A 19083-nucleotide genomic window follows, 5' to 3' on the forward strand; every position below is an offset into this window, starting at 1 on the left:
ATTGGCCTCAGACGATAAAGCACATCCGCGCTTTCGTCGTGAGTACGCGACACTCACTGCCAGCATCGGCTCGCCCCCAGCGCCGGCAGGCGCTGACCGGTTTCATCGATGCTGAACACCGGGCAATCCTCATCCGCCACCTGACTGCCGATGGCAGTCGCGGTGGCGGTATATGCATCGCCGTCGTCTTCCACGACCAGCTCGATGCGGTACAGCTGCCGCTCGGTCTGGGCGGGCAGCTTCAGATCGTCCAGATCGTCGGTGTATTCGTGCGCGCTCAAATAGTACTTCTCTTGCGCGGCCTGCACCCGCAACAGGGCCGATTTGCCTTCGGCCCGGTTGGAGCGCAGCGCCTGGCTGCGATAGTTGGCGACCGCCACCGTGCCGAGGATGGCGACGATCGCCACCACCACCATCAGCTCGATGAGTGTGATACCCCGCTGCGCGGATCGACGAGCTTTAGTTCGCATTGGATTGACGCCAGTAGGTCTTGATGCGGCTGCCGAAGTCCTTGCAGGCGTTGAGCACTTTCACGCCCGCCAGGCACGTGACTTTGTTTTCGCCTGGGAACAGGGTGGTGACACCCGGCGCGATGCCGTTGCTGCCGGCTTCTTCCCAACGATCTTGGGGAATGCGGGTCTCGCCACCGCCGCCGTTCTCGCCGCCCTCGTCGTCTTCAGTCTCGCCGTCGCGGATGTAGATGGCGGCCGAGCCGTCGAGCGCGTTGAGGAAATACGCCCGGTTCACGCCCTGCGCCGGCGAGCACGAGGCGCCGTTGTCTTCGTCAGGCAGATAGGTGGTGAACATGAGGATGTTGTCCAGAGTGGTGGCCGGCGCCAGCACCTTCTCGCCCTGGTACTGCGGAAAGTTCAATTGCAACATCCAGCCGCGAATGTTCGCGGGCAGGTTCGGATTGAGATCTTCCGTGATGTCCTCGAGATCCGCCTCGGTGACGATGTCGTACGTGTTGTACTGCTCCTGAGTGAACATCGCGAACGGCGCCTGGTCCCGGATCGCGTAGAACCGATCCTGGTTGTCGGTCGACAGCGGGTGGCCACGGTAGCCCGAACCGATCGCGACGTTGATGAACGGCCGCGCGTTGCCGACCTGTAGCAGCGCCGTATCGGGCGTATTGTAGAAGCGCCGAGTGTTGGCCCTGCTCACTGTCTGTGCATCCTTGGCGCCCAGCGATGCAATCACGCCGCCGGTGACCAGCTCACTGCGCGTCCTGCCATTGAAGATATCGAAGCGCCACAGCTGCGCGGCCATGTCGCCGACATACATGCGGTCGCCGAAGCCGTCGCCATCCAGGTCCACCACGTTCACGCCCGACGGAATGGAATGCTTCATGCGCTCGAGCTCGAGGTCTGTGCCCTCATCGCCGGCAGTCCACAGCACGCGGCCGTACAGAGCGTCGACCATGTACACCCGATTACCCACGGAAGTCTCGGGGACATAGGAGTAGCCTTCCTCGACGGAGTCATAACCGCCGCCGAACACCAGCACCAGCTTCTGCGTGTTCTGCTGTCCTTCGCTGATGTTCACGCGAGTGATCGCGGGGCGCGACCAGGCTTCACCCAAACCATCGAGGGTTTCGGGGCCGATCGACCAGAGGAAGCGCGGCGCGTTCTTGTCGGTCACATCGAGCGCGTAGTAGCGGCTGATGGACGAATTGCGGCCGGTGCTGAAGAACAGCAGGACGCGATCGTTGTCGGCGGGCTCCACATTGCCGTCGCCGTCGACGTCGTACTTCAGCACGCGCAGGTCGCCGTCGATCATGTAGTTCTTGTTGGCGATGTTTTCGTTCAAGTAGAGCGGTTTGAGACCAGGGAGCATTTCCTTGGGAATGAAGGCCCACAGCTCCCGACCGTCAGCGGCATTGTCGGTCTGACGCTCCGTGGTGGCGATGGCGTGCACATAGCCGTCATTGGTGGCGGTGAACACCACCGCGTTGTAGGTCTGGGCGACCGGATCGCCGTCATAGATCACCACGGCAGGCTGCGAGTGCATCGGATCGCCCATGGCGTTGCGCTGGTCGGAGCGCTCGACGACATCGTCGACATCGGCGCCGCGGGCCCAGTTGATCAGCTTGTCCCTTTCTGGATTGCTGGTATCGGTGCCGAGCAGGGCGGGCGTGAGCAGAGCGTTGTCGACGTGCACGGCCGCCTGGCCGTTGCCTCTGAGGCCGACGCCGGTTGGCGTTCCCGGATTGTTGCCGAGGTATGTATAGAGATTCCGATCGGCCGGAGCGGGGATTTTCATCGCCGCGCCGCCTTTCAGGATGTCGGGGCCGTCGCCGCCGGTTTCCGACCAGTAATCGCTGAACTGTTCATCGAACGCGCCGTCGCTGTCGATGGCGTCCCTGTTGCCCTTCGCCTTCAGCTTGCCTTCGACGATACGGTACTTCTTGAGGTTGCCGGGCCAATGCAGTTGGGCGGTAGGCATGAACAGCGAGATGTACAGGTCATCGAGCGTTTGGGTGCGGTTGAATGCGTTCACGGCTACGGTCGGCGCGGTCAGCGTGGAGCTGCCCTCGGTGATGTTCGCGAAAATGTCGGTGAAGACTCTGCTCAGCTGCGACAGGTCGCCCGCCTGATAAGCCTGGCCGCCACCGCGCCGAGCCGCGTCTTCCAGGTATTCGAAGGCCGGATTGTCGGTGCCACCGAACGCGTCGCCGAAGCCGATATAGAAGCTCGTGACGTTCTGGGTGCCGTCCACGTCCGAGCGCAGGTCCCGGTTGTACATGTATTCCGATAGCGCGCCGAGACACCGGCCGGGGCCGGAGCCGGAGCATGCGCCTCCCGTGACCGTGGTCCTGAAGTCGGGCAGTCCGCCGGACCCGTTTGCGCCTTCGATCCTGCGGTCGGCCTTGTTGTCGCTGGTGGGCTGGCCGTCAGTCAGGTAGACCACGTAGTTCTTCTGGCAGCTTTGGTTGGCAGGGCTGCGGTAGTTGTCGTCGCTTCGGGATGACGCGACGCTGTCGAACTCGTTGATATCGCCGCTGCAGTTGGTGGTGGTGCCGTCCGCGGAGGGCGTCGATGCCGTACAAACTCGCGAGGTGTTGCCGAAGTCGACCCTCCCGCCGCTGAAGTACTGATGCGCCTCATACAGCGTCTCCGACAGCGGCGTGCTGCCATAGGCGATGAGGCCGTTGATGCTGGAGATCATCTGATCTTTGTTGTCCGCGATTGGCGCCACTGGCTGCAGCACCAGGCCGCCGCCGTCGCCGTTGGGGTTGGTCTGAGTGGCGCCACTGACGTTCGCGCTATAGCGCATCAGACCGACGTTGACGTTGGTGACGCCGTTCAACAGCGAGGTGGCCGCCTGCTTCATCACTTCCAGTCGCGTGCCGAAGTAGGTGTACTGCGAGAACTGATTGAAGTAGGCGATGTACCTGGCGGAATACAGCGTCGCCAGCGTGCCGCCGTTGTTGCGCAAGTACGAATCCCGATTGTTGTTGGTGTAGACCGGAGTGTTGTTGCTACTGCGGCCGTTGACGTCCGGGTAGGGCGCACCGTCGTTTTCACAGTCGATCGGCGCGTTGACGCCGCTGGCTGGAATGTCGCCCTCGCTGAGCAAACCGCGCCACCGGCGCTCATTGGTGCCCTGTGTGCGCCACTGCGCGAAGCGGTCGCCGCGGAACGAGCCGGCCGAGGAGGCCAGGGGCCCGACGGCGTCCTGGCAGCGCTGATTCGCCTCGCTGACCCAGGCCAGCGATTCGCAGGTCGGCGGAACGCCCTGATCGTAGCCTGTGGTGTAGTACACGCGGCCCGAGATGCCGGCGCAGGCGCCGGTCGCTTCCGCCACGTAGTCTCGTCTTGGATCGTACGGCTCCTGCGTCGACACCCGACCCTGCATGCTTCCCGAGGTGTCGAGGATGAGCATGATGTTGGGTGGCACGCTGGAGGTCGAGATGTAGATCTCGGAGTCGTCCGCTCGCGCCGTGCCGATCAGCGCGGCCGCCGTGGCGTAGCCCAAAGTCAGCAGGCGCAGCCAGGCGCCCAGTCGACTCGAAGTCCGTTGGTTGGAACGGTTCATAGGATGTTCTTTGGGGATGTTGGCAAAGCTGGATGAAGAGAAGTCGTGGTGCCGGCAACGCGCCGTTACTGCATTCGCCCGTAAACCATGAGCCGGGTGATGGCGGTGCGGTTGGGTTGCACGAACACCATCAGGAACTGCGGACCGGTACGGTTCACGAAGGCGTTGAAATCGGCGATGGAAACTTCCGTGCCGCCGACGAAAATCTTCGACTCCGAGGTCAGCTCCAGCGCGCGCATGTTGCAGGGCTCGCCGCAATTGCGGAACGTGAGCCTGCCTGGCTGACTGCTCGGCAGGATCACCGCATCGGTGCTGGTTTCGATCGCGTCTTCCAGCAATTTGATCGGCGCCGGCTTGGCTTGCGCCAGCGCCTGTGGCGCGGCGAATGCCGTGGCCAGCAATGCGATGGCCGCGACGCGCGGGAAGATGGCAGACAGTCGAGTGAATGTTTGAACCATGATGGGTTACCTGATGTTTGCTATCGCAGCTCGGTGTCGGGGCCTTCGCCCTCTTCACCTTCACCGGGTGCGGCTGGCAGCGGCGGAATGGTGGTATCGGCCGGGGCAATGACGCCGACCGCCTGGACGTTGGTCGCGATCGCGCCTCGTTGCGACTGGCCCGTGCTTTCGATCTCGAAGTGATAGGTGGAGTAATCGTCCAGGCTCGAGCCGGGCAGCGCCGGCTGCGAGGCGCCGTCGAGCTGCGGGCGAGTCATGGCGACGAACGTGCTGTTGTCCTCGCCGACCGTGCCTCGCTGCTCCTCTTCGTCGGCGGGATTGAACTTGTTCAGCACGATCGACTTCTCGATGCCGCTTTCGGCGGCCTGGAAGGCGTTCTGGGAATACTGGACGTTACCGGCGACGATCAGGCTCAGGCTGCTGGTGTTGGCGCCCGAGATGGCGAGCACCGTGAGCACCAGGAGCAACAGCAGACCGACCACCAGAGCCGCACCCGATTGGCGGCGGGGCATTCGATCGTTGAATGACGAGGGTCGCATGTCAGGTTCCCATGGAGTTGCGGACCTGGATGGTCCGGGTGACCAGCAGGCGCCTGAAGTTGTCTTCCGGCCGGTAGGCCCTGCCGCCGGCGCCAGGGTCGTTCAGATCGCTGGTGGTGCCGTTTTCGGCGTCACGATCGCCGTATTCGTAGGTTTCGTTATTCGTGTAGCTGAGGTCGCGCGTATCCGCGCGGATCAACAGCCACACACGCACCGACACGACTTGCGCACCATCCGGAACTGCGCCTGGATTCACGTAGCCGCTCGCGACGCCGCTGGTGCCGCTCGGGTCGATGCCGAACTGGATCTGCATGTCCTCCACGCCGGGAACGATTTCCACCTCGTCCATGTCGGTCATCGGGGCCGTGCCGTTGTTCACCAGGCCCCAGCGGCGCAACGTGGGCAGGCCTTCGCGCTGTTCGGCGTCGCGATTGATGTAGTAAACATTCGCGACCAGATCGTTTACCTGACCGATGTCCGGCAGCGGGCACATGGTCGCATCGGTGCTGTTATCCACCAGTCGCGCAAATGTGCGGGTGGAGCACACCAGCAGGCGATCGTCGGAGACTGTGGAAGGAGCGACCGAGGCGCGCTGAACGATCAGCACGTCGGAGCTCGCGACGGCGCCGTTGCCCCGCGCCGCGCAGCCAAAGTTATATTGATTGTTGCTGCCATCCAGAGAAGCCATGACGTCCTTGGTGTTATCCGGATCGTCGACGGCGAGCGCGAGTCCGCACTCCGTGTTCAAGTTGCGCATTTCGACGAAGCCCGCGCCTTTGACCAGCCCCCACGAGTTGGCCATTCGGATGTCCGGCTCGATCACCGACAGCGCGAAGCGCGCGGTGTCTTGCAGCCGGGCAAAGCCTTCGTTGGCTTCGTAGTTCTCGCGACTGTAGAGATAGACCTGGATGGCGCCCGCGATCAGCACCAAGCTGATCACCAGCGCGACCATGAGCTCGATCAAGCTCACGCCGCGTAGCCGTGCACGCGACGGTGAGCGTCTCGATCGGACCATCGGGAGGTTGCTGAGCTTGCTCATGGTTCCACTTGCATCGTCAGGACATAGCTGAGCCGGTTGTCGTCCTCGGCGTCGCCGTCGCCGCTGCCCGGTTCCTTCCAGCTCACGGTGATGGTGTAGGAGTCTGGCGTTTTCGGCGGCCCGGGCACGCCTTGCACGAACTGCACCGTGCCCTGCGGGTCACCGGGCAGCAGATCCTCGATCTGCTGCTTCCACAGAAATACGTCGTGCAGGGCCATTTGATCGCGCGTGCAGTTGCCGGCCGAGATACATTCCTGTTCTTCGCCGGTCGCATTCGTGTAGGTGCCGCGAGCCCAGCGATTGGCGCGGATGCGGTCGGCCATGTCGCCTGCGAGGGTGACGGCCTGCAAACGCGAGATGGCGCTGCCGCTGGAGCGCAAGGTCGTCACATACACCCCCGCGATGCCCAGCATGCCCACGGCGAGCACCACTAGGGCGACCATGACCTCGACCATGCTGAAGCCCGCCAGTGAGCGATGCCCCAGGGAACGATGAGTTTTCATCGCGGACAGTCTCCGGTCTGGCCGATGGCGGCGGTGACTTCGTCGAAATTCCTGCTGACGCGCGTGCGGCCGGTGCCTTCGATCAGCATGGCGCGAGCGGTGGAGTTGGTGCCGATCTGCTGATTGCCCCGCGAGTCGCAGATCACGACGTTGCGAGTGGGCGATACTCCACCGGCGGGCGGCGGGGTCGGGAAGCCATTGGCCGCATAGCTGACGATGCCGCCGTTATCGTTGCGAACCGTGACGGACGCCGGCAGCGCACCGTGCCGCTCGAGGACCTCTTCCTCGTCGTCGATCATCCAGTCGCCGTCGCTATCCACGAACACGACCCATTGCGAGAACGCGCCATTGCTACAGGACGGCTGCTCCTCTTCGGCATTGGCCGTGGCGCAGACGGCGACCGTGGTCTGCCGCTTGACCGCTTCGGAGCGGGCCCGCTGGGTCGAGTGCAACAGATCGTTCGAGCCCGCGGTCAGGCGGTTGTTGCGAATGATGTCGCTGAAGGCGGGCACCCCGATGCCGAGCAGGATGGCCGCGACCGTCACCGTGATCATCAGCTCGAGGAGCGTGAAGCCGGCCATGCGTGCCGGTGGCTTGTACAAATGGGTTGGCGTCATGGGGCCGGGAATATAAAGAGCGCCTGGCCGGCCTGCCGGGCATGCCGATCAGCGGCCAACGGCAACGGATCAGCGGCATGAGCTCGCTTGATATCGTCAAATTGCCGGCGCACGCGCCGGACTTGCAGGCCTGGGAGCACCTCCTGTATATATAGTCAAATGGTGTTTATCCATACAGGTGACTTGTGTCAGAACTGACCCCTCGTCAACGCGAAATCGTCAAGCTGATTCAGGAATCGGTGCGTGACAACGGCATGCCCCCGACCCGCGCCGAGATCGCCAGCGCGATGGGCTTCAAGTCGGCCAACGCCGCCGAGGAACACCTGCGCGCGCTTCAGAAAAAAGGCGTGCTGGACATCATCCCGGGCGCCTCGCGCGGGATTCAGTTGAAAGATTCTCTTCGTGAGCAAATGGGTCTGCCGCTGATTGGTCGAGTTGCAGCCGGCAGGCCCATGCTCGCGGAGGAACACATCGAAGGGCGCTATCAGATCGATCCGAAGATCTTCGCGCCGCGCGCGCACTATCTACTGAAGGTGCGCGGCATGAGTATGAAGGACATCGGCATTCTCGACGGCGATCTGGTGGCCGTACATCGCACGCCGGAAGTGCGCAATCGCCAGGTGGTGGTCGCGCGATTGGACAACGAAGTGACCGTCAAGCGCTACAAGCAGGACGGCAAGATCGTGTGGCTGCTGCCGGAGAACGAAGAGTTCGAGCCCATCCGCGTCGACCTCAAAGAACAATCGCTGATCATCGAAGGCATCGTGGTCGGCGTGCTGCGTCAGGGCAAGTCCAAGGGCTTGTTCCAGTAACTACTGCGCCAGCAGTTGGCGGATTTCGGGCAGGCACGAGCCGCAGTTCGTGCCCGCCTTGAGCTTGCGTCCCACGTCCTGAGGCGTCGCCAGTCGCTCGCGCGCAATGGCCTTGCACAGGGTATTGCGCCCCACGCCGAAGCACGAGCACACCATCGGCCCGGGATCGTCCGCGGCCGCGGCGGTCCCGCCATTCAGCAATGACACGCGATCTTTATCGCTGACGCGTCTCTTCGCGAACAGGCTCGACAGCCACGCCCGCGAGGGCAGGTCGGTGCGCGGCGAAATGAACACACAACCGGCAATGCGCTCTTCGATCAGCAGCACGCCGCGAAACACGCCGCTTGCCGGATCCGAATATTCGATCCAATCGGCATCGCTCGAGGATGCATGCAAAAGTTCGTGCGCCCAGTCCGCGCTCGGCGGGCGGCCGCGCCCCGCGATTTCGTAGCGCATGAAATGTTCGCCTCGAATGGCCGTCCACCATGTCGTGTCCAGGTTCGGGAGCGGTGTGCGTGCCAGAACGAACCCGTGCCAGTTCACGGTGAAGGGTGTAACGCGCGCGGGAGTGTGTTTGAACTCCGGCTCACCGGACACGGGATCCACCACCGGGTTCACGAGCGCACCGACGCGAGCATCCGAGGCATTGGCGCCGTTCCAATGAATGGGCACGAACACCATGCCTCTGGGCATTTCGCCTGAGGTCTTCACGCGCGCCACCAGGGCGCCCCACTGGGTTTCGACGCGAGCCAGTTGGCCCTCGCTCACCGCTGACAACAGCGCGTCTTGAGCGTGCATGTCGATGTATGGCTCGGGCAGATGGGACGCCAGCGTCGGCGCGCGGCCGGTGCGCGTCATCGTGTGCCACTGGTCTCGGATGCGGCCAGTGTTCAATACCCAGGGAAACTCTTCCTGGAGCGCATTGACGGGCGCGCGCGGTGCAGTGGGTACGAAGCGCGCCTTGCTCTCGCGCCGATAGAAACGTCCGGATTGGAGCAGGCGAGGCGTGCCAGCGTGGCCGCGTGCCGGCACCGGCCACTGCACCGGTTCGAGCGCGTCGTACTCGGCTGAAGTGAGCTTTGCGAGACCGCCGATATCGAAGGCGCGCTCGCCGCTGTTGAGCTTCGAGAGCGCGGCGTGATCGAGGAAGATCTCGTGCGCGTTGTCGTAGTTGAAGCCGTTGTCGAAGCCGAGCCGGCGCGCGACTTCGCAGATCAGCCACCAGTCGGGCCGCGCTTCGCCGCTCAACGGCTGGAATGCGCGCTGACGCGAGATGCGGCGCTCCGAGTTGGTCACGGTGCCGTCTTTCTCTCCCCAGCCCGCGGCGGGCAGCAGAACGTGCGCGAATTCATTGGTGTCGGTGTTTTCAAAACAATCCGAGACCACCACCAGTTCGCAACGTCGCAGCGCCGCTTTGACCTTGTCTGCATCCGGCAGGCTCACCACCGGATTGGTCGCCATGATCCAGACCGCTTTCACTTTGCCGTCGTGGATGGCGTCGAACAGCTCGACCGCCTTGAGACCGGGTTTGACTACCATGCGTGGGCTGCGCCAGAAACGCTGCACCAGCTCGCGATGACGAGCGTCCTCGATGTCCATATGCGCGGCCAGCATGGTGGCCAGGCCGCCCACTTCGCGACCGCCCATGGCATTGGGCTGGCCAGTGATCGAAAACGGGCCGGCGCCCGGCTGACCGATGCGGCCAGTGAGCAAATGACAATTGATGATGCTGTTGACCTTGTCGGTGCCGGCGGTGGATTGATTCACACCCATCGAGAACGCGGTAACGACACGCGCTCGACTCGCGAACAAACGATAGAACTCCAGCAGCCTGTCTGCATGGATGCCGCAGGCAGCAGCGACGCCTTCCAGATCGCCGGCGGATGCCAGCGCGGCCTGCAGCGCTTCGTCCAAGCCTTCGGTGTGGTCGGTAACGAAGTCGTGCGCCGTATGGCCTTGTTGATGTAAATACGCGAGCAGGCCGTTGAACAGCCAGACATCGCTGCCGCCGCGCACCGGCAGATGCAGATCGGCGATCTCGCAGGTCATGGTGCGCCGTGGGTCGATCACGACGATCTGCACACCGGGGCGCTGCTGCTTCGCCTGGGCGATGCGCTGATACAGCACCGGGTGACACCAGGCCGTGTTGGACCCGACCAGCACGATCAGATCCGCCAGCTCCAGGTCTTCGTAACATACCGGCACGAGGTCTTCGCCGAATGCGCGTTTGTGACCGCTCACGGCGGAGGACATGCACAACCGCGAATTCGTGTCGATGTTGGCCGTGCCGATGAAACCCTTCATCAGCTTGTTGGCGACGTAGTAGTCCTCGGTCAGCAGCTGGCCGGAAACATACAACGCCACTGCATCGGGGCCATGCTCGTCGACGACGCGCTGGAAGCCAGCGGCGACGTGATCCAACGCGGCGTTCATGCTGGCGCGTTGGCCGTTGATGCGCGGGTAGAGCAGACGCCCTTCAGAACCCAGCGTCTGACCCAGCGCGGAGCCTTTGGAACAGAGGCGACCGAAATTGGCGGGATGCGCCGGGTCGCCCGCGATACTGACGATGTTGTTCGCGGCGTCCACTTGGGCAATGACGCCGCAACCGACGCCGCAGTAGGGGCAGGTGGTATTGATGCTCACTGACGCGCGGCCACCGCTTCACCGAAGATCAATTTGTCTCGCATTGCGCCGACGTCGCGGCCTTCGGTCATCAGCTCGCAGTACCAGGCGCCATCGCGTGTGTCGCCATACAACACTGCTCCGCGCAGTTTGTTGTTCTCGATGACAATGCGTTTGTAGATGCCACGCTTGGCGTCGCGCATCACCAACGCCTCACTACCTGGCCCGCCCAGGAAATCTCCGGCGGAGAACAGGTCGATACCGGTGACTTTGAGATGCGTCGACAGCATGGAACCGCGATAACGACCGACGCCGTGCTCCGCGAGATGTGTGGCGCAGACGCGCGCTTGTTCGTAGAGCGGCGCGACCAGGCCGTACGTGTTGTTGCGATGCTGGACACATTCGCCCACGGCGTACACGCAAGGATCGAATGTTTGCATGGTGTCGTTGACGAGCACCCCGCGGTCGCATCGCAGACCGGCGGCCTGCGCGAGGTCGATGTTCGGTCGGATGCCCGCCGCCATGACCACGAGATCGGCCTCGATGATGGTTTCATCCGCGAACTGAACACCACGGACGCGATCCGTGCCCAGGATGCCGGTGGTCTTCGCCGGCATGTGAAACTGCAGTCCGCGTTTTTCGAGCGACTGCTTCAACAGCTGTGCGGCCACCGGGTCGAGCTGGCGTTCCATCAGTGTTTCCAGCAGATGCACCACCGTGACGCGCATGCCCTGCTTGAGGAGCGCGTGCGCAGCCTCAAGGCCCAGCAGTCCTCCGCCGATGACCACCGCCTTCGAATGGGTGCGGGCGGCTTCGAGCATGGTGTTCACGTCCTGCAAATCGCGGAACGTCACAACGCCGGGCAGATCCTTGCCGGGCACCGGCAGAATGATTGGATTGGAGCCGGTCGCGAGCAGCAGGCGATCGTAGTCGGCTTCGATGCCACTGCGCGAGCGCACTTTGCGGCGTACCCGGTCGATGGAAACGGTCGGATCGCCAAGGTGCAGTGTCACGCCGTTATCCCGATACCACTCGATCGGATTGAGCACGATGTCGTCGAATCGTTTCTCGCCGGCGAGCAAAGGCGACAACAGAACGCGGTTGTAGTTGGGGTAGGGCTCGGCGCCGAACACCGTGATGTCATAGGGCTGGCCGCTGATGCCAATCAGCTCCTCGACCACCTTCATGCCGGCCATGCCATTGCCGACCACGACCAGCTTGCGGCGCTTCGTCATGCGCAGCGGCTGGGACTTGATCCAGATCTTGCCGTCGCTCACGCGAGTCGGCCAGGCGCGCACCGAGTAGTCCGCATCTTCCACGCAACGGCCGGTCGCCAGATTGAAGTGATGTTTGTAGATCGGAGAGGCTACCACCGGCTCGCCATTGAGATCGCCGACCAGGCCGCGCGACAGCACGTTGGCTTCGCTATGCGGATCGTAGTTATCCAGCGCATAGACCACATCGCCCACTCGGAAGATGGCGACCTGCCGACCATCGACCAGGGCGGCGACGCCGCTGTCCGGCAGCACGTCATCGAACGAGCACACGCTGCTCCAGATGTGAGTGCGTTTCATACGGCCTCCCGCTGCTGGGCGCGCTCGTCGCTGGTGGCGGGGCGGATCTGGCCGCGCTCCTGTACGAACACCACGTTTTCGTCGGTGCGGTCGCTGTTGACGAAGTGACGGAAACGTTTGAGGGTCTGCGGATCCTCCACGGCCTTCTTCCATTCGCACTCGTAGGTGCTGACGATGCGCGCCATGTCCGCTTCGAGCTCGGCCGCGATGCCCAGCTGGTCTTCGATCACGACCTGCTTCAAGTAGTCGAGGCCGCCTTCGAGATTGTCCATCCACACCGAAGTGCGTTGCAGTCGATCGGCGGTGCGGATGTAGAACATCAGGAAGCGATCGATGTAACGGACCAGCGTCTCGCGATCCAGGTCCCCAGCCAGCAGGTCCGCGTGGCGAGGCTTCATGCCGCCGTTGCCGCATACGTACAGATTCCAGCCTTTTTCGGTGGCGATGATGCCCACGTCTTTGCTTTGCGCCTCGGCGCACTCGCGCGTGCAGCCAGAGACGGCAAACTTGATCTTGTGAGGAGCGCGCAGGCCCTTGTATCGGTTCTCGATGTCGATGGCGAAGCCGACGCTGTCCTGAACGCCATAACGGCACCAGGTCGAACCGACGCAGGACTTCACCGTGCGCAATGCTTTGCCGTAGGCGTGGCCGGACTCGAAGCCGGCGTCGATGAGCTCGCGCCAGATCAGCGGCAGCTCGTGCACCTGCGCGCCGAACAGATCGATGCGCTGGCCGCCGGTGATCTTGGTGTACAGACCGTACTTCTTGGCGACGGCGCCGATGACGATGAGCTTGTCCGGCGTGATTTCGCCACCCGGGATGCGCGGCACCACCGAGTACGTGCCGTCCTTCTGCATGTTGGCGAGGTAGTAGTCGTTCGTGTCCTGCAAGGTCGCCTTGTCGCGCTTCAATACGAACTCGTTCCAGCACGAGGCCAGGATGGAGGCGACGGTGGGTTTGCAGATGTCGCAGCCCAGGCCGCGACCGTGCTTCTCCAGTACTTCGCCAAACGATTTGAGCTGCCCGACACGAACCAGATGAAACAGCTGCTGGCGCGAGTAACGGAAGTGCTCGCACAAGTTGTTGTTGACCGCGACGCCTCGGCTCGCCAGTTCGGCCTTGAGTAGCTGAGTGACCAGCGTGCTACAGCCGCCGCACGAAGTCGCCGCTTTGGTCGAGGACTTCAAAGCGCCCATGGTGGTGCAGCCCGCTTCGATGGCCGAGCAGATCGCGCCTTTGCTGACGTTGTTACAGGAGCAGATCATCGCCGTCGCCGGCAGGCCTGCGACACCCGCACGCTTGGGCTGCTCGCTCGCGCCGAAGCTGGGCACAATCAATTCCTCCGGGTTGGCGGGCAGGGCGGTGCCATCCAGCATCATCTGCAGCCAGATGCCGTAATCCTCGGCGTCGCCGACCAGGATGCCTCCCAGCAGCCGTGTGCCGTCCTGGTTGACGACCAGCTTCTTATAAACCTGCTTGCGTTCGTCGACGAAGGCATACGCACGCGAGCCGGGACTCGCGCAGTGAGGATCGCCGAGTGAGGCCACGTCCACGCCCATGAGCTTGAGCTTGGTGCTCATGTCGGCGCCGGTGAAACAGGGCTCCGCCGTGTCCTGCAGGCGCGCCGCGCAGACGTTCGCCATCTGGTAACCCGGCGCGACCAGGCCATACAGCTTGCCATTCCACAGCGCGCATTCGCCGATGGCAAAAATGTTCGGATCGGAGGTGCGGCAGTCGTTGTCGATTACGATGCCGCCGCGCTCGCCGATGCTCAGCCCGCAGGCGCGAGCCAGTTCGTCGCGGGGGCGAATGCCTGCCGAGAACACCACCATATCCGCTTCGAGCGAGGTGCCGTCGGCGAACTGCAATTTGTGACGGCACTGTTCGCCATCGACAATGGCAGTGGTGCTCTTGCCGGTGTGAATGCCGACGTCCATCTCGGCGATCTTCTGCCGCAACACGCGACCGCCGACATCATCGACCTGCACGGCCATGAGACGCGGCGCGAACTCGACCACGTGAGTTTTCAATCCCAGATCGCGTAGCGCCTTGGCCGCTTCCAGTCCCAGCAGACCGCCGCCGATGACGACACCGACCTTGCTGTTCGCGGCGTCCGAGCGAATCGCCTCCAGATCTTCGATGGTGCGATAGACGAAGCAGCCGGCGCGCTCGCGGCCCGGAATGGGCGGCACGAATGGAAACGAACCGGTGGCGAGCACCAACTGATCGTAGGGCAAGGTGCGGCCCTGGGCGGTGCGCACACAGCGCGCTTCGCGATCGATGCCGATCGCCCTGTCGTTCATATGTAGCGCGATGTCGTTGCGCTCGAAGAACTCTTCCTGAACCAGCGACAGATCCGCGGCACTCTTGCCGCTAAAGAAGCTGGTGAGCTGCACTCGATCGTAAGCAGGGCGGGGCTCTTCGCAGAGCACGCTGATTTCAAATGCCGTCGAGGCGGCCACCAGCCGCTCGAGCAGCCGTTGTCCGACCATGCCATTGCCAATCACGACCAGCTGTTTCGCTGACATCTTTCACCCATGATCGAGCGCCCGGCGTGGCGGGCAACGATTCGTTTGCTTGAAGGGTGGTGAGGGACAGCGAGCTGCGACAGGCCGCGCGCGGCGGGAGGTGTCTCGAGGCACTCGCTGGTGCTGCGCCCATCATTGGAGCAGCCAGGATGCCAGTAGCGTTGCAAACGGTATGCCACGTTGATGGGGCCGCGACGTCCGCGATTTATCGGCCCTGCGTGGCTGCGCTTGCTCAGATGTGGTGCGTGTGACGTTCGCAACGCACTTAAAGTGGTGCGAACGCTTGCGCGCCACGCCGTGATGCATCCGGCATGCAAGGGGCCTGACCGCTGGCACAGCCATTGCAAACCCATGGATCCGATGCCCGAAGCCACGCCCAAAACCGAGCCCACTCTGCGCGTGTTGATCGTCGATCAAAACGTCATGCGCGCCAGCATTCTCGAGGAAGGGCTGCGCGAGGCCGGCTATGTGAACGTGACGGTGCTGCGTGAGATGCACAATCTCATGCGACGGATCGTCGACCTCGATCCGGAAGTCATCGTCATCGATCTGGAGAATCCGAACCGCGACGTGCTGGAGCAGATGTTCCAGGTGTCGCGCGTGGTGCGGCGGCCCATCGCCATGTTCGTGGATCGCTCCGACACCGACATGATCGTAGCGGCCGTGGACGCAGGCGTGGGCTCGTACGTCGTCGACGGATTGAAGAAGGAGCGCGTCAAGGCCGTGCTCGATATGGCGATCAGTCGCTTCCATGCCTTCAACAAACTCCGCGAGGAGCTCGATAACGCACGTCAGGCGCTCGATGAGCGCAAGATCGTCGACCGCGCCAAAGGCATTCTGATGAAGCAGCGAGGCATGAGCGAGGAGGCCGCGTATGCACTGCTGCGTAAAGCGGCGATGAATGAAAATCGGCGCTTGAGCGAGGTCGCGCAAAGCGTGGTGACCGCAGCGAGCCTGTTGAAATGAATCCTGCTCAAATCGAACACGGAACCACGGTCGTCGGATTCATTCCGCTGCTGGATTGCGCGCCGCTCGCCGTTGCGGTCGAGAAAGGGTTCGCCGCCGAACAAGGGCTGGACCTGCGCCTGGTGCGAGAAACTTCGTGGGCCAACATTCGTGATCGCGTAGTCGTCGGTCATTTCGACGCCGCGCACATGCTCGGTCCCATGGCAATCGCGTCGACTCTTGGCGTGGGGCACCTCAAGGTGCCGATGGCGGCGCCTCTATCGCTCGGCCTCGGAGGCAGTGGCATCACCGTTTCTCTGGGCTTGTGGGACTCGATGACGGCGGAGGGTGCGTCGCTGTCCGCCAGTCCGCGTGCGCTGGGCGAAGCTCTTCGCACCGTCGTGCGCGCTCGGGAGCGAGCGCAACGGCAGCCGCTCACGTTTGCGATGGTCTATCCATTCTCCAGTCACAACTATGAGCTGCGTTACTGGCTTGCAGCGTGCGGGATTGATCCGGACCGCGATGTGCGCGTCATCGTGATTCCGCCGCCGTTGCTGGTCGATGCCATGCGCGAAGGGCAGATCGATGGGTTCTGCGTCGGCGAGCCTTGGAACAGTCTCGCGGTGGCGGCCGGCGTCGGATGCATTGCTTTGCCGACCACAGCGATCTGGCGCTTGAGTCCGGAGAAGGTGCTGGGTTGCCGTCTGGAGTGGACGCAGCGCCATCCGGACCGACTGCGAGCGCTGGTGCGCGCCGTTTATAAGTCTGCGTTGTGGTGCGAGCAGCCGGAGAATCATGCGGAGCTGTCGCGCTTGCTGGCGGAGCCGCGTTTCGTGGGCGCGCCGGCAGAGATCCTGTTGCGCGGGCTGTCGAATCGCCTTTGCATGCAGCCAGGAGGCGAGCCGCAGCGACTTGAGAATTTCTATTTGCCCGCCTCGCGGCTGGCCACGTTTCCGTGGGTAAGTCACGCGCTCTGGTTCTACTCGCAGATGGTTCGCTGGGGACAGGTTGGCTTCGATCCGGAGCATGTCCCGCAAGTGCGCGCGACTTATCGACCCGACCTGTATCGGCTGGCCCTGTCGGGCACGGCCGCGGAGATTCCCACGTCAGACACCAAGATCGAAGGCGAGTCGCAGGGGCGCGACGGATTCTTCGACGGCGCGCGCTTCGATCCCAACGATCTGTCCACCTATGCACGTAAGGCGGAATGATGAGCTCATGGAGTCGGCGAGCAGGTTTGGGCGCACTCGTGGCGGCGATGTCTGCTCCTTGTGCGGCTGCGGATTTCGGAGTGCTGGGGAACGCGCTGTCGCAGTCGAAGCCCATCATCGATGCGCGGGTCCGCTATGAGAGCGTCGATCAAACCCCGCTGGTTGAAGATGCTCACGTTGAGACGTTACGCATGCGCCTCGGCTTCGAAACCGGCAGGGCCTGGAGCACGAGCTTTCTGGCCGAGGGCGAACTCATCACGGAGCTGGAGGGCAGGTATCGCGACGACACGGCGCGAGCACGCAATCTGAACTACCCGGTCATTCCGGATCCCGAGACCGAGGAGATCAATCGGCTGCAACTGGTGAACACCGCGCTGCCGGGCACGACCGTGACCCTGGGGCGGCAGCGTATCGTGCTCGACGATCATCGCTTCGTGGGCAACGTGGGCTGGCGTCAGAACGAGCAAACATTCGACGCCGTGCGCATCGTCAACAAGTCGCTGCCGGCGCTCACTCTGGATGCCACGTATCTGAATCAGGTGAACCGCATCTTCGGTCGCGACTCGCCGCAGGGGCGATATCACGGTGACGGCGTGCTTGCCAATGCGGCGTATCGATCTGCAATCGGCAAACTCAGCGCCTTCGGTTATTGGCTCGACTTCGATGCGGCTGCTGGCTTGCAAGGCGGTTTGGATCCGACACGCGTGTCGAATGAAACGTTCGGCGTGCGCCTGACCGGTGAGCAACCATTGAGCAAGTTCCAGGTCGCGTACGCCGCGACCGTGGCACGACAAAGCGACCATGGCAGCAATCCCTTCGCCTTCGATCTCGATTACTACTCGGTGGAGCTGACCGGCACGTACCGGCAGTACAGCATGACCTTGGGACAGGAAGTCATGGAAGGGGATGGCACGGTGGGGTTCGCAACGCCCCTGGCCACCATGCATCGCTTTCACGGCTGGGCGGACAAGTTCTTGACCACGCCGGCCAATGGCATCGACGACCGCTATGTGAGCCTCGGCTATCTCGCCAAAGGCGTCGCCGCGCTCGATGATCTGTCCGCGACCGTCGTGTACCGCGACTTCGAGTCCGAGCGCCTGGCGCAGGATCTGGGCGATGAGATCGATCTGCAACTGCAGGCGAGATATCGTCGCTTCGTCGGATTACTCAAGGTCGCGCTCTACGAATCCCATGAAGGCCGCACGCCTGCGGCTTATCAGGACACCACCAAGTTCTGGGCGCAGCTGGATTACGTGTGGTGACAGTCTTGCCGCTATGAGCGGGACGGCAGGATCTTCAGCACGGTCTCCGACGGCCGGCTGAGCACGGCGCCGCGCGGGGTCACGACGATGGGACGATTCATCAGCACGGGATGCTTCACCATCTGATCGATGATCTCGTCGTCGGTCCACTTCGAGGAGTCGCCGAGGCCCAGCTTCGCCACTTCCTTCTCGCGCATCAGTTCGCGTGGCGTGAGTTTCATCTTCGCCAACAAGTCCAGCAGCGTTTTACGATCCGCGGGCGTCTTCAAATACTCCACCACGCGCGGCTCGATGCCGGCCTCGCGAATCAGCGCGAGGGTGTTGCGAGACGTGCCGCAGGCGGGATTGTGGTAGATGGTGACGTCGGCTGAGCTCATGGGAATGCTCGCAGTCCATCGAAGCTGCGAGTGTAGCCCATTCCGGCAGCAGAAGACGGTCCCGCCGCCGCGAGCGCCAGCGGCGGGATCGCGACGCGAATCAACTAGCGGCGATCAGTGTGTTTCCAGCTTGCCGATGGCGTGGCTGAGCGCGTGATCCAGCCGCTCCAGCGCGCCATCGATGGCCAGTTGTAAAGTCTCGGCGTGGTGAGTCACGGCGATGGGCGCCAGATTCGACATGCGTGCTTCCAGCATACAGCGCTTATCGGGGCCTCCCTTGCCTGCGTTCAGATCGCCAAGGTGCATTTCCACTCGGGTGATGCGATCGGCGAACTTGGCCAGCGAATCCTCGACGGTTCTGGACAGCCGTTCGGCGGTGTCTCCGGCGAGGCGGACGCGATTGTCGTGATTGACTTGTACCTGCATGCGAGCTTCCTTCGGGCCCCGGGACTGTGGAATGGGGCCTAGCCTATGAAAGGACTCGGACGGCGGTGGACTTGTTCCCGGTCGGGGAAAGATCCACAGCGGCGTCCCCACACGATGCACCATGGGGCCGCC

16 protein-coding genes are annotated in these 19083 nt (G+C 63.1%); 4 read left to right on the plus strand and 12 right to left on the minus strand.

What is annotated here, in order from left to right:
- Positions 1–53 precede the first annotated feature (53 nt).
- The 7 genes from JM946_RS30965 to JM946_RS10400 all read right to left on the minus strand — a co-directional run bounded on the left by JM946_RS30965 (position 54) and on the right by JM946_RS10400 (position 7194).
- Positions 54–470 carry a type IV pilin protein gene (locus JM946_RS30965; RefSeq protein ID WP_203167883.1) on the minus strand — a complete coding sequence of 139 codons (417 nt, stop codon included), beginning with the start codon at positions 468–470 and terminating at the stop codon, positions 54–56.
- A complete protein-coding gene (locus tag JM946_RS10375; RefSeq protein WP_203167218.1) occupies positions 460–4038 on the minus strand; it encodes a pilus assembly protein in 3579 nt (1192 codons plus the stop codon). The genes JM946_RS30965 and JM946_RS10375 overlap by 11 nt, the downstream gene beginning before the upstream one ends.
- A gap of 65 nt (positions 4039–4103) precedes the next feature.
- Positions 4104–4496 carry a hypothetical protein gene (locus tag JM946_RS10380; RefSeq protein WP_203167219.1) on the minus strand — a complete coding sequence of 131 codons (393 nt, stop codon included), beginning with the start codon at positions 4494–4496 and terminating at the stop codon, positions 4104–4106.
- Between the two features lie 20 nt (positions 4497–4516).
- The gene (locus tag JM946_RS10385; RefSeq protein ID WP_203167220.1) at positions 4517–5035 is read right to left on the minus strand and encodes a pilus assembly PilX N-terminal domain-containing protein; all 519 of its coding nucleotides are present in this window, start codon (positions 5033–5035) and stop codon (positions 4517–4519) included.
- A gap of 1 nt (position 5036) precedes the next feature.
- The gene (locus tag JM946_RS10390) at positions 5037–6074 is read right to left on the minus strand and encodes a PilW family protein (RefSeq protein WP_203167221.1); all 1038 of its coding nucleotides are present in this window, start codon (positions 6072–6074) and stop codon (positions 5037–5039) included.
- On the minus strand, positions 6071–6577 hold the full coding sequence (gene pilV, locus JM946_RS10395; protein WP_203167222.1) for a type IV pilus modification protein PilV: 507 nt from the start codon (positions 6575–6577) through the stop codon (positions 6071–6073). The genes JM946_RS10390 and pilV overlap by 4 nt, the downstream gene beginning before the upstream one ends.
- Positions 6574–7194 carry a GspH/FimT family pseudopilin gene (locus tag JM946_RS10400; RefSeq protein WP_203167884.1) on the minus strand — a complete coding sequence of 207 codons (621 nt, stop codon included), beginning with the start codon at positions 7192–7194 and terminating at the stop codon, positions 6574–6576. Before JM946_RS10400 ends, pilV begins: the two co-directional genes overlap by 4 nt.
- A gap of 185 nt (positions 7195–7379) precedes the next feature.
- Here JM946_RS10400 and lexA point away from each other — a divergent pair, with 185 nt between their 5' ends.
- A complete protein-coding gene (lexA, locus tag JM946_RS10405) occupies positions 7380–8006 on the plus strand; it encodes a transcriptional repressor LexA (protein WP_203167223.1) in 627 nt (208 codons plus the stop codon).
- Here lexA and JM946_RS10410 read toward each other — a convergent pair whose 3' ends face one another.
- Genes JM946_RS10410 through nirB form a run of 3 tightly spaced genes read right to left on the minus strand, consistent with a single transcriptional unit; the run spans position 8007 to position 14730 of the window.
- Complete coding sequence (locus JM946_RS10410; RefSeq protein ID WP_203167224.1) at positions 8007–10649, minus strand: molybdopterin-dependent oxidoreductase; 2643 nt, start codon at positions 10647–10649, stop codon at positions 8007–8009.
- A complete protein-coding gene (nirD, locus tag JM946_RS10415) occupies positions 10646–12202 on the minus strand; it encodes a nitrite reductase small subunit NirD (RefSeq protein ID WP_203167225.1) in 1557 nt (518 codons plus the stop codon). Before nirD ends, JM946_RS10410 begins: the two co-directional genes overlap by 4 nt.
- Positions 12199–14730: a nitrite reductase large subunit NirB gene (gene nirB / locus JM946_RS10420; protein WP_203167226.1), complete on the minus strand. Its 2532-nt coding sequence runs from the start codon at positions 14728–14730 to the stop codon at positions 12199–12201. The genes nirD and nirB overlap by 4 nt, the downstream gene beginning before the upstream one ends.
- A gap of 360 nt (positions 14731–15090) precedes the next feature.
- On the opposite strand from nirB, the gene JM946_RS10425 reads away from it, so the two are divergent.
- The 3 genes from JM946_RS10425 to JM946_RS10435 are packed head-to-tail and all read left to right on the plus strand — an operon-like array spanning position 15091 to position 18148.
- Positions 15091–15696 carry an ANTAR domain-containing response regulator gene (locus JM946_RS10425; protein WP_203167885.1) on the plus strand — a complete coding sequence of 202 codons (606 nt, stop codon included), beginning with the start codon at positions 15091–15093 and terminating at the stop codon, positions 15694–15696.
- Positions 15693–16886 (plus strand): CmpA/NrtA family ABC transporter substrate-binding protein, encoded by a 1194-nt coding sequence (locus JM946_RS10430; protein ID WP_203167227.1) that lies wholly within the window; start codon positions 15693–15695, stop codon positions 16884–16886. Before JM946_RS10425 ends, JM946_RS10430 begins: the two co-directional genes overlap by 4 nt.
- A 47-nt stretch (positions 16887–16933) precedes the next feature.
- Positions 16934–18148 (plus strand): alginate export family protein, encoded by a 1215-nt coding sequence (locus JM946_RS10435; protein WP_203167228.1) that lies wholly within the window; start codon positions 16934–16936, stop codon positions 18146–18148.
- An 11-nt stretch (positions 18149–18159) separates the two neighbouring features.
- Here JM946_RS10435 and arsC read toward each other — a convergent pair whose 3' ends face one another.
- The gene (gene arsC / locus JM946_RS10440) at positions 18160–18525 is read right to left on the minus strand and encodes an arsenate reductase (glutaredoxin) (RefSeq protein WP_203167229.1); all 366 of its coding nucleotides are present in this window, start codon (positions 18523–18525) and stop codon (positions 18160–18162) included.
- Positions 18526–18639: 114 nt separating this feature from the next.
- Positions 18640–18951 (minus strand): HPF/RaiA family ribosome-associated protein, encoded by a 312-nt coding sequence (locus JM946_RS10445; RefSeq protein ID WP_203167230.1) that lies wholly within the window; start codon positions 18949–18951, stop codon positions 18640–18642.
- Positions 18952–19083: the final 132 nt, after the last annotated feature.

The sequence above is a fragment of the Steroidobacter gossypii genome (assembly GCF_016801985.1).
GTDB classification, from domain to species: Bacteria; Pseudomonadota; Gammaproteobacteria; order Steroidobacterales; family Steroidobacteraceae; genus Steroidobacter; species Steroidobacter gossypii.